Genomic DNA, 13467 nt, shown 5'->3' on the forward strand with positions numbered 1-13467 from the left:
TCAAACTATATTTTTATAAGTATTTTTTTATTAAAATTACCTTTATTCGTTTTTATATTAATAATGTAAAAACCACTTTTTATTTTTCTTTTTATAGGTAATTCTATTTTTTCAAGTTCACTTTTAACTTTCCATTTTTCAACCATTTTACTGTTTAATGCATAAAGTTTAGCTTGTTTTATTTTTGAATTTTTTTGTTGGATTATGATACTATTTGAGCTTGTGTTGTAATACACATCAATCTCATTGCTTTGTATTTCATTATCTTTTATTTTTGGTTTTTTATACTCATTAAAATTGATAAAAAATCTATCTGTATAAGTTCCAGTTTCTAAATTAATATTTATATTATTTTCTAATAAATATGATTTTTCTGTAACTTTATCTATTAAATAAACGGGTGCATCTATATTAGAAATTTCATCTATTTTGATAGAAATTTCACCAGAATAATTCATAATAATTTCTAAAGGAATTTCTAAATCTTCTCTAATACTTTCTACACCTGCTATGGAATATTTATTTTCATCTTCAGGAAATTTCCAATAAATATCTGTAGGGTTTAAATCGAAAAGTTCACTGTCGTAACCAAGATCTTTACTAAAAGAATTGTTTTCATTAAAAGAAATACCTATTTGACGGTGTAAAAGCTTATTATTTTCATTTAAAAAATCCATTCCTAATTTTATAATAGGTAATTTGTTTGTTACTTTTTTTACAGCTTTTTTCTTTGTACTCGTTTTAAAGAATAAAGATTCGTCTCCAAGAGTTTTATACTCTCTTTGACTGTTATTAAATACAACATTTCCGCCAGAACTACTGCCACCTATAAAAAAACCTTGACCAACAGCAATGTATTTTTCTGGAGCTTTGTAAACTCCATTTCCTATAGAAGGTGTGTTTGTTCCACTATCTTTATTATTAGAAGAAACTTGATTGGCAGCTAAACCCATAGAAATATTTCTTGTTGCATAACCACCTACATAACCAGAAAAGTTATGACCAGAAGTATTTGAAGATTCAATATCTTCTTCTCCTGCATGTTGCCAAAAGTAAAGTGTACCAGTAATAGCACCTAAATTGTCTTCTATAAATTTTTTAGAATTAATTGCTGATGCATACGGATTACCAACTAAATAAGATTCGTTAGCGCCAATAGCTGTTGTTAAAGTTCCATCTTTTGGAGATCCTACAAAAGTGTAATTTTGATTAGTACCTGTACCTTTCATTAAAAAACCGTCTGTTTCTGGTATAGCACCAGTACTACCTTTTCTCACGTAGTTAGACCTTGTTCCATCTCCACTTGCATAGGTGTAAATCCAGTAATTAGATATTTTTATAGGAGAAGTTGTGTCACCATCAAATCCGTTTACAAAATTAATATCTACAATATCAGAATTTTCACTTAAAACATTAGTACCATCTTTTAATACGTTTGCAACACTAAAATCATTGGCTCCAATTGAATTTACAGGACTACTCATGTATGTATATCTGTAAATACTTTGCACAGAAGTTTGTACATCTTTTAAAACTTTTCCTGATCCAATAATTTCGCTATTATTTTGATGTGTTTGTATTAATTGAGAGTTTCCTGCAAGTCTTATTTCATTGGTAGTATTTGTGAAACTTATAGATTTATTTACCACTAAAAGCGCATTGTTTAAAGTAAGCTTTCCTTCACTCTCAAAAGATAAAGTGTTTGCAGGCAATTGATTTGAACTATTAAAATTTTCATTGATAATAACAGTTCTAGATCTATCTGGTAAGCCATTAGACCAACTGTTACCAGTTCTAATGGTTGGTGCAATACTGTGTTCACCTAACTGTGAGTTTTGATTTGTATTTGCTGAAATTATTTCTGAAAGTAGCGGTGCATGAGGATGTCTTTCAGGACCCCCATCTGCTGAATCTTTGTAAGGGTCTAAATTGTCATCAACAAAAAGAATCCATTCAGATTCAGTAAAGTTTCTGTTGCCTTTATCAATTAAGTCTGACCTTATATAACTTGAATTATTTGGAATATCTGTTACAACATCTGTTCTTAAATCCCAATTTTGATTTATAGAGTTTTTTGAAAGTGTAATAAAATCATTTTCACCATCAAAAGCTGTTAAAACATCGTTGTTTACTAAACCAATACCATTTTTAACATTGGTAATGGTTGCATCTGTATTTTTAAATAGAAATGCTTCTCCAGGATTAAAAACACTTGTATATGTTAATCTTGTATCTGGTAAAACGTCAGATAAATTGTTTGTATTTTTATCTAAATAAATACTTATTCTTACGGTATTTTCTGGAACTATTGCTGTTGGATGAATATTTTTTATTTCTATCCATCTATCTGTACCAGATTGATAAACTTGGGTAATTATTACTTCTCCACATCCATTAATACTGTTGTCTAAAGCATAAGAGTTGTAAGTGTTTGTAAAATTACTAGTTGCGCTTGAAGCATCTAAATCTTCTAATGTGTTTAAGTAACCATTATTACCAAAATCACCTTCAATAATTGAGTTTACAATACCATTAAAATCTAGTAAATTTGCAGGAACACCAGATTCTATTGCATCTGAACAGCCATCATTGTCTGAATCTGAATCTAAGCGATTTGGAATACCATCATTATCTGTATCAATATCATTACAAGATTGGTATGCTTGGTATTCTAAGTAATCTACTTCAATTCTACCACCTTCTCTAACTGACATAGATATTTTTATGTATTGTGTATCTTCAGTTAAAGTATAATCAGTATTTTTTGATGAGTTATTGTTGTTGTTGTGAGAAATAGAAAGTGGGTTTGATGTAGTTGAACCATCAATATTAGACTGTTCTATAACTATTGTTTTATTAGAATTATTGGTAGCAAATGTTTGAAATTTTATAATTGTGTTTGCTGGAATAATTTTTCCTATATCAATAACAAGCTCGTCGTTTATACTATTAAATCTTGCTCCATTACCATTAATTCCATCTAATAACTCATTTTCATTTCTAACACCATTGTTAACTGTAAAAATATTATTTCCAGAAGCTGTTCCACTATTAGAATTTGTACAGTTTTGTTCATCTGCGTCTAAAATACCATCATTATCATCATCTATATCTAATACATCAGTAATGGTATCATTATCAGTATCTAAATTGATGTTGGGTACTGTTTTACAGAAAGAAAATCCGCTAAGTCCAGCTCCATGAAGGAATCCTGTAGTACAAACATCACAATCTTGCCATTGAATAGTAATTGAAGAAATTTTATCATTATCAGTAAAATTTACTCCTAACCAAGAATTACTATCAGTATTTCCACTAGTAGCTGTAACGCTTCCTGTATTTTCATTAGAGGAGTAAGAAGGAGATGCTGAGTTTGTAAAAGAAGGTAAAATAGTGTTGTTTAAAGTGTTTTTTGCGGAGACTGTAAATTTATCTCCACTTTGCCCACCTAAATTTATGTGTAAGATATCAAAACCAACCGCATACACAGGTTCACTAAAATTTATAGTAATTGTTACGCCATTTGAATTGTTGAAACCACTTGTGTAGAATTGTAAATTTTCTAAAGCACTTGCATCTTGACCAACAGCAGGGGAGTTTGTTGTGGTACTAGAACCTTGCCACCTTTCTAAACTTGCAGTATCGCCACTAAATGTAAAGGTCATATTTACTCCACTATTATCTATATTATTAAGAGTATTGCTCAAGTTTCCATCATTCCAATCAAATTGTGTGTTGTCATTGGGCGTAGTATCCCAATTAAAACTAAAATTATCGGCTGAACAAGTTTGATGTAATTGTTGAGAAATTCCATTAAAAACAAACATTATTAATATGAAAAAAATAGTTTTTTTAAATATTATATTGAATGTATTTTTTGAGAGCATAAATTGTAGTTATATTGGTTACAATCATACTTACGTAAATTTTGCCTGTATGGTTTTTTTAAAATAAAAAAAAGAGAATCTTAAAAGATTCTCTTTTCACCCAAGGTTAAAAATACTAATTGATTAGTATTTTTTTGGAAACATCACCTCTATCCGTTTTTATCTTTAAAACATATACTGCTTTAGAAAGATGGTTTATTTTTAATTTCTTACTTGTGTTTTCTTCAGAAACAAATTTCCAGTTTTTTACTTCTTGCCCTAAAATAGAATATAATTTAGCATTTTTAATAGCCACATTATTTATTGGGTTGATGTTTATTTCACTGTTTAGTTTGTCGTAGAATATAGAAACGTTTTGTGCAACAACATCATCTGTACTTAATGTTTTTGTACTTTTAAATGTAATGTAAAAACGCTCTGAATATGTTCCTTTTTCTAGTTCAAGTTCAGCTTTTCCATTGTGTAATTCGTAACTTTTGTTTGTTAGTTTGTCTAAAAGAAATAACTCAGTGTTTTCCAAATTCCATTCATCTATTTCGATACTAATTGCGTCTTTTTTTGAAATAACGATTTCTAAAGGTATTTCTAATTCTTTAGATATGCTTTCTACACCTGCAATTGCATAAGGTTGTTGTTGGTCTGGAAATTTCCAATAAAAATCAGTTGATGATAAATCAAATAAATAGCTGTCATAACCTTTATCATATTTAAAAGTATTTTTAGGTTTGAAAGAAATACCAATTTGACGGTGCATTTTAACGTTTGAATTATCATTATAATTCATACCTAATTTAATGATTGGTAATTTATTTTTTCTATTAGAAGCTTTTTTATGAGTTACATTTGGTTTAAAAAATGTTGATCTTGCACCTTCAGTAATACTTTCTCTTTGGCTATTATTAAAAACTATTGCACCACCATCATTATCACCACTAATAAAAAAACCTTGACCTACAGCAATATATTCTAATGGAGATGTGTATGTAAACCCACTTACAGCTCCTGCATTTGGAGCACAAGGTATTTTTCCATCTTCGTCTTTAACTATTATGTTATTCAAGTATAATGTGTTTGTATCTGTAGATTCAATTCTAACAATACTGTTTCTTTCGATACAAAAAGGAATATTAAAAGTTGTAAAGCTTTCAGAAACAGGAATTTCATAATTATCAATTAATTTGCCATTTACTTTTAAGGCAATCATTTTTATAGTTGAAGATTTGTAGTTTAATTGTAATTTTTCTATTCCTCTTGGTATTGCTCCAAAATCAACCCATTCATCATCGGCATCTAAAACAATAAATGTGTTTGCATCAGTATCTGTTTCTAATGTACCATTATAGGTTGCATTTTCTGCTTCCATGGTAATATCAAACTCACCAGAAATTGCTGTTGAATTTGCTGCAATTCCCATAGAAATATTTCTGGTTGCATAACCACCAATGTAACCATTGTAATAATGTCCTGCAATATCAGATGCTATAGTATCTTCTTCTCCAGCATGTTGCCAAAAATATAAAGTACCATCTATAGCGTTTCGATTATCTTCTATAAAACGTTGTACGCTAATAGCAGAAGGGTAAGGGTTACCAACTAAATAGGATTCATTTCCACCCACACTTGTAGTTAATTCACCATCATTAGGTGTTCCAACAAAAGTATAGTTTTGTGCTACTCCAGTTCCTTTTATTGTAAATCCATCAGTAACAGGAATGCTACCAGTACTCTTCTTTTGATTCCAATTTGATCTACTTCCATTTGCACTAGCATAAGTATAAATCCAATAATCTGCAATTTTAATTGGTGAATCTGCTTCACCATCAAAACCATTTACAAAGTCAATATCTATTGCTGTAGAGGTTGAAGAAGTTGGAGTTGTACCATCTTTTAAAACTTCAGATAATGTATAAGAAGTACCACCAACTGGAGAACTCATATAATTATATCTGTATTTACTTGCGATAGGCGAATCTTGATCTATATAAAGATTTCCTCCACCAGCAACTTTGCTATTTGTTTCATGAATTTGAATTAATTGAGAGGTTCCTGCAAGTCTAATTTCACTTGAAGATGATCCGAATTCTATATCTTCTGTAACGATTAACAAGTTATTGCTTACAGTTAATTTTCTACCCGAATTTACCGTAAGTTTTCTAGCAAATAATGATGATGATGTTGCATAATCTTGATCAATAACTACTCTTCTTGTTTTGTCTGGAATACCATTAGACCAAACATCTCCTGAACGTACTGTAGGATTTACAAAATGGGTTCCTAAACTCATATTAGAGTTTGAAGAAGCACTAGTTATTTCTGATATTATAGGTGCATGTGGATGTCTTTCTGGACCTCCAGCATCAATATCTCTGTAAGGGTTTAAATCATCAGCTACGAAAGGAATCCATTCACCTTCTGAGAAATTCTTATTTGTAGTTAATATTTCATCACTTCTTACATATATTGTGTTATCTGAAAAATTATACATGGTTTCATATCTATTTTTCCAGTCATTTAAACCAGATGATATTCCATTTGGATGCGAAAGATTTAAGATGTCATTTGCGCCATCTAAATCTGTGATGGCGTTATTTACTGTACCCGTAAAAACAGAAGAAGCATTGGTTATTAAGATTGATTGACCAGCAGCTAGTTCTGTTGGAACTGTGTAACTTACATCTGGAACTGTATTTGTTTGATCACCAGATTTATTTTTGAACAAGTTTAATTTTATAGTATTTGCTAATACCGAATTTGTATTATGAATATTTGTAATTTCTATTACTTTACTAGTTCCATCGTTAAATATTTGAGTTATCATTGGAGTACCAGAAACATGAGCGTCTCTATAATCTACATCTCCAATTGTTAAAACATCGTTATCTGTGTCTGGTAATGAAGTTGGGTCGTCAATGCTTGCGTTTACGTCATTAAAGTCATCTGCACTGTATAGTGTATTGTCTAACCCATTTTGACCTACAGTTCCGTTTGTTTGACCGTTGTTGTTTGAGTCAATTGTGTAACCAGCTTCTATTGTGTCAAAAATTGTATCATCATCTGAATCTAAATCTACATAATCTGCATTTCCAGTACCATCTGTATTTTGTGCTGATAAGCCAACTCCGTAAGCTGTATCTAATCCATTTGCAGTGTAAATATAATTTGGTGCAATATAATCTATAGTGCTTTGTGCTTCAATATTATCAGGAATTCCATCATTATCAGAATCTAAATCTTTATCATTTTGAATTCCGTCACCATCGAAATCTAGATCGTCTGCAAAACAAGATTGCGCAGAAGTTCCGTATGCAAAACTATCTAAACCGTGTGCATCTCTAGCACAAACATCTGTAGATCCAGCAACGATAGTAGTTCTAATTTCTACATTAGAAATAGCTGTAGCATTTATAAAACCAATGGTTGCTTCTGTTTGGTTTCCAATATTAATACTTCCATTTTCTAATGTTGTTTTATCACCTCTATATAATTCCATTGACCCAGCAATATCATTTCCAAAATTATCTGCTGTCATATATGCTAACAATTTTCCGTCAGCAAAAACCTCTAAAGTATATTCTAAATCTGAAGAACCGTTCGTATCAAAAACATCGTTTATATCAAAACTAAAAGCATAAATAGGAGTATTAAAAGCAATATTTATAGAATAAGAATCTCCTACAGTAGAACCTCTTTCTGGAACTACATAAATAGCTCTAGATGAATCTCCAGAAGAAAATTCACTACTTGTTGTTGTTCTTAATTCAGAGTTATTTCCATTTGGTGTTGCAGCACAACCAACATCTGGTGTGCCATCAGGATTATCTACATAATCTGGTGAAAAGTAAGTTGATGTAAAACTAACAACACCGTCGTTTGAGCTTGTTGTTGGATTTATACCAAAGTAAACTCTGTCATTTAAAGATAGTGGTGAAGAACTTGATGTTGGATTTTCTGTTACATAATTAGTTGAAGAATCGTCTAAAACTGTTAAATTAATACCTCTTTGAAATGCAGCTTGCTGAAAGCCAGATTCTTGATACCCTAATCCATTTGTGTTTGATCCAATTCCAAAAACACTATAATCACCATCAATCCAAGTTTCAGAATCGCCAGCAGGTATTGAAGCTCCTGGAATTACACAGTTTTCATCAGTGTCAATTATTCCATCATTATCATCATCGATGTCTACATCGTCTGGATATCCATCACCATCAGTGTCTTTTGCAGTAATTGTAAATAATGCACTAACAAATGAGATGTTGTACTTTGGGTTATTAGCATTTGTTATCGTTCCTTGATTTATATTGTAATTATTTACGGCTTCACCTGTATCTCTAGTTAAGCTACCAACTAATGTGTCACCGCTATCTAAACTTCCAGATGTAACTGTATAGGTTAAAGTTGGGTCTGCATCTCCAAATTCTTTGGTTTTTGCATCTGCAGTGATAGTAATTGGTATTCTTGAAGTTGTGGATTCTGTAATTGATAAATCGTCAATTCCAGCTTCTATTATGTCACCATTTGCAGTTCCGTCTGCAGCACTAACTCTTACTATAAAATTAGATCCTGCAGGAATGGTTGTAGTTGCTTCTGTCCAAACAGGTGTGTTTTGAACATCTCCTATAAATACTAAATCTGTCCAATTAGCTCCATTATTATAAGAAACTTCTAATCTAAAAAAATCACCAGCATCATCATTTGCATCTCTTTGTCCGAAAAAGTACCATATAGAAAAATTGGATTCTCCACTAACAAAATAAGTTGGTGAAGTTGCAAATACTGTTCCTCTATCTACATCGTCAGCCCCATTAGCATTTGAGGGGTTTGAACCTGTTACCAAAGCATTTGTACCAGGGTCTGAGTGATCGTTTTCTAATTGATAGCTTGTTCCTTCTGGATTTATATTTACAAATGTACCTTTAGATGCTGTTGTTCCTGTAGTTGACCAAGTGTTACCTGTTTCGAAGTTTTCAGAATAATTATAATTACAAATATTTAAAGTCACTGAGTTTATTGTACCCCCATCTTGATTCGTGTCGTCAGTTACTTCTAAGACCCAATTTCCATTTGCGTCTTCATTGTTAAAATCTGATAAGCTTCCTTCTGGTCTAAAAGTTCCAGTAATTGTAGTATTATCAGTAGGTAAAATGTTAGCTGAAGCATCATCGAAAGTAGCATTGTAATTATCGCCATTTCCACCATTATCTGTAGAAAGTTCTACTCTTGTACCTGAAGGCGATATTAAAAAAATATCTAAATCGTTATTCCAAGTATGGTCAATATCTATAGTCACATTAACATCAGAAATTGTAAAACTATCTGTGACATTAATATTAGTATTATATGTTACAGCACCTCCAGGTGTTGCAGCAATTGTAGTTGAAGGATTTTCTGTATAATTATTACATGTTTGCGCAGCACTATTTAAACTAATAAATAGCATTATAAATGGCAAAAACAGCCACTTACTTTTAGATTTAGGGGTCATAAAGTAATGTTTTAGGGGTTAATAAAAAATTTTTACGTTTCTTATTATAGAGCTAATATATTATTTTTTTTTCATATGATAACTCGTTTAAACAAAAAAAGTCCAAACTTTTTAGGTTTGGACTTTCAATTTAGTATTAATTTTATTTTCTTCTTTGTTGTTTTGCTTGCTGTTCTTGCGCTTGTTTCATAGCGTCATCAATTCTTTGTCTGAATTTAGATTTTTTCTTTTCTGGACGCTTTTTGTTTTCCTCTATTTGAGCATGAATTTTATCTTCATCTATTACAAAATTCTTAATAACTAACATTATGGCAATGGTTAATAAGTTAGAAACAAAGTAATACAAACTTAAAGAACTTGCGTAATTGTTAAAGAAAAATAGCATCATAATAGGAGAGAAGTAAATCATGTATTTCATCATTTTACTCATATCTGGCATACCTTCTTGCGTTGGTGCTTGCATATTTGCTTGCTGACTTTGGTTCATTTTCATATAAAAGAAAATTGCCACAGATGCTAAAATTGGAAATAAACTTACGTGATCACCGTAAAATGGAATTTTAAATGGTAATTGAAATATCGTGTCATATGATGATAAATCGTTTGCCCATAAAAAGCTTTCTTGTCTTAAAGATATATTTGTTGGAAAAAACTTAAATAATGCAAAGAAAACTGGCATTTGTAATAACGCAGGTATACAACCAGACATCATACTAACACCTGCTTTTCGTTGAATTGCCATTGTTTCTTGTTGGCGCTTCATCGCATTTTCTTTTCCAGGATATTTTTCATTTAATGCAGTTAATTCTGGACGAATTACCTTCATTTTTGCACTTGATAAATAAGATTTATAAACTAATGGCGACATTAAAATACGAACAACAATTGTCATTAAAATAATAATTAAACCGTAGTTAGATAAAAATCCTTTTAAGAAATTAAATACTGGATAAAAAACAGTTCTGTTTAAAAATCCAAAGATACCCCAACCCAAATCTGCAGATTCTGCTAAGTCTGTACCTTCATACGTTTTTAATAAATTATAATCATTTGGTCCATAAAACCATTTCATATCATAATTTAATTCACCGTTAGAAAGTTCTAAAGGAGTTTTTAATTCATATCTTTTTGTAAAAACAGTATCAATTTCTTCATTTTGTACTAAATCTGTAGATGTAATTGTAGCATTATTAAAGGGTTTGTCCGTTAATAAGTTTGAAGCGAAAAAATGTTGCTTGTACGCTACCCAATCTACATCGTTAATTATTTCTGTATTTCCAGCATTAATATAATCAACTTCTTCTTCAGCCTTGTAGTAATAGTAAGAATACATTGTATTCTCAGTTTTCATGCTTTTTTCATGTCTGTAACCGTTTAAAGTCCAGTCTAAATTAATAGGATTCGAAGCATTAATAATATTACTTAAGCCTTGAGAACGAATTGAGAAATCAACCATATAATCTTTAGGCTTCATTTCATATCTATATTCTAAAAACTGAGTATCAGAAACTTTTAATTTTAATGAAACCACTTGATTTGCTCCATTTTTTGTTACTGTTGGCTGAAAAAATAAATCTGTAGTGTTTAAAATCCTATTATCAGTTGTTCCAAAATTGATGTTAAAAGATGCATTGTTATCTTTTATCATATATAAAGGTAAAGAATCGTATGTTTTGTAATTTTTAATTAACGCTTCTTTTATCTGTCCACCTTTATTGTCGATTGTTAATTTTACAACTTCGTTTTCTAAAACCGTAACACCTTCTGTAGCTGAAATTGCACTTTGTGCAAATGCGCCTAATTTATTTTGAAGTGCTAAGTTTTTTATTGAATCGTTTTCGAAAGTAGTTTCATCAACAGTTGAACTTACAGGTGTATTAAGTGTTTTTTTTGTAGAATCTACAACTTGTGTTGTGTTTGTGTCTGTTGTAATTTCAGTTTCTGGTTGATTTGTATTCATCCACCAAAGAATGATACCACCCAATAAAATCATTCCAATAAAAGAATTGAAGTCGAATTTTTTTTGTTCCATGTGTTTTTTTAAAATGTCAATTTGTCATTTTTAAGCTTCTTGTAGCAGTTAAAACCGACAAATGTAGCAAAACAGTATTGTTTTTAATTGATTTTGCTGTGATTATTGTTGATGTATTAGATAGTTCAAATAGTATTCCTAAAATTTTTTGTGTCACTATAAGTTATTTTTTATTTTTTTAACTTAGGCTTACAATAGTTTTATAATTTAGACTGTTTTAAAGCTGCTTTAATAAAATCTACAAATAAAGGATGAGGTTTTAAAACGGTACTTTTATATTCTGGATGGTATTGTACACCAACAAACCATGGATGTGTAGGGATTTCTACAACTTCTACCAAGCCAGTTTTTGGGTTTGTACCTGCAGCATTCATTCCTGCAGCTTCAACTTGACTTAAATATTCATTGTTAAATTCATATCTATGTCTATGGCGTTCGCTAATTTTTTTAGCATTGTAAGCTTTGTAAACTTTTGAACCTGTTTTTAATTCACAATCCCAAGCACCCAAACGCATAGTTCCACCTTTTTCAGTAACACTTTCTTGGCTTTCCATTAAGTTAATAACTGGGTATTTAGTGCTTTTATTCATTTCTGTAGATGAAGCTCCTTCTAAGTTCAATACATTTCTTGCAAATTCTATCACAGCCATTTGCATACCTAAACAAATACCAAAGAAAGGGATGTTATTTTCTCTAGCGTACTTTACCGCTCTAATTTTGCCTTCAATACCTCTGTCTCCAAAACCTGGAGCTACTAAAATTCCGTTTACACCTTGTAACTTTTTTTCAAAGTTTTTTGGTGTTAAGCTTTCAGAATGTACCCATCTTACTTTAACTTTAGTTTCATGTGAAGAACCAGCATGAATAAAAGCTTCTGTGATGGATTTATAAGAATCTTGAAGTTCAATATACTTTCCAATTAAAGCAATTTCAACTTCTGAAGTAGGGTTTTTATGTTTTCTTAAAAAGTTATTCCAAACTTTTAGTTCAGGTTCACCTTTAGAAGATAATTTTAATTTATTTAAAACTACAGTATCTAAATTTTGCTCTAGCATTAAGTTAGGAACATCGTAAATAGTTTCTGCATCTATAGATTGTATAACGTCTTCTTTCTTAACGTTACAAAACAACGCTAATTTACGTTTGATGTCGTCAGAAATCTCATGCTCTGTTCTACATACTAAAATATCTGGGCTAACACCACTCTGCATCAACATCTTTACAGAATGTTGTGTAGGTTTTGTTTTTAATTCACCTGCAGCAGCTAAAAAAGGAACTAATGTTAAATGAATAACAATTGCATTTTCTTCACCTTTTTCCCATAAAAGCTGTCTAACAGATTCAATATAAGGTAACGACTCAATATCACCAACAGTTCCTCCAATTTCAGTAATTACAATATCATATTCGCCAGTTTCACCCAAAAGTTGAATTCTACGTTTTATTTCGTCTGTAATATGCGGAATTACTTGTACCGTTTTTCCTAAAAATTCTCCTTTACGCTCTTTATTTATTACAGATTGATAAATTCTACCTGTAGTAACATTATTTGCTTGAGATGTTGGAATGTTTAGATAACGCTCGTAATGGCCCAAATCTAAATCGGTTTCTGCACCATCATCCGTTACATAACATTCACCATGTTCATAAGGGTTTAACGTTCCTGGATCTATATTGATGTAAGGATCTAATTTTTGAATGGTTACAGAAAATCCTCTTTCTTGCAATAGTTTTGCTAAAGAAGCTGCAATAATTCCTTTTCCAAGGGATGAAGTTACGCCTCCTGTTACAAAAACGTATTTAGTATTACTCATGGTGTTCTTAGGTTTGCGCAAAAGTACTAACTCTAAAAATTCTGTCAAATAAAAAAGAGGAAAAGATTTTAATTAATTACTAATTAAAATTGAAAGAAATAGTATTTTTGAAATTACATCTAATAAAGTTAAAGGAACAGAAAATAGCATTTCTTTTTTGTATAAATGTATTGCTTGACTTAATCTGGGATAATTATTTAATTTTAAGATTGGTTTGGATTTTTAATGATTTTTAAATTAAAACATTTT

General features: G+C 30.6%; 4 protein-coding genes. All 4 read right to left on the reverse strand.

The window, feature by feature from the left end; genetic code table 11:
• Positions 1 to 5 precede the first annotated feature (5 nt).
• Positions 6 to 3827, reverse strand: coding sequence for a T9SS type A sorting domain-containing protein (locus tag FDT66_RS12725; protein ID WP_138537136.1), 3822 nt, complete (start codon positions 3825 to 3827; stop codon positions 6 to 8).
• A 175-nt stretch (positions 3828 to 4002) separates the two neighbouring features.
• On the reverse strand, positions 4003 to 9372 hold the full coding sequence (locus tag FDT66_RS12730) for a proprotein convertase P-domain-containing protein (protein WP_138537138.1): 5370 nt from the start codon (positions 9370 to 9372) through the stop codon (positions 4003 to 4005).
• A gap of 142 nt (positions 9373 to 9514) precedes the next feature.
• Entirely contained in the window at positions 9515 to 11404 is a 1890-nt protein-coding gene (gene yidC, locus FDT66_RS12735) for a membrane protein insertase YidC (protein ID WP_138537140.1), read from the reverse strand.
• 200 nt (positions 11405 to 11604) lie between these two features.
• Positions 11605 to 13218 (reverse strand): CTP synthase, encoded by a 1614-nt coding sequence (locus tag FDT66_RS12740; protein WP_138537142.1) that lies wholly within the window; start codon positions 13216 to 13218, stop codon positions 11605 to 11607.
• Between the last annotated feature and the right edge of the window lie 249 nt (positions 13219 to 13467).

It is taken from the genome of Polaribacter aestuariivivens (genome assembly GCF_005885675.1).
Classification (GTDB): Bacteria; Bacteroidota; Bacteroidia; order Flavobacteriales; family Flavobacteriaceae; genus Polaribacter; species Polaribacter aestuariivivens.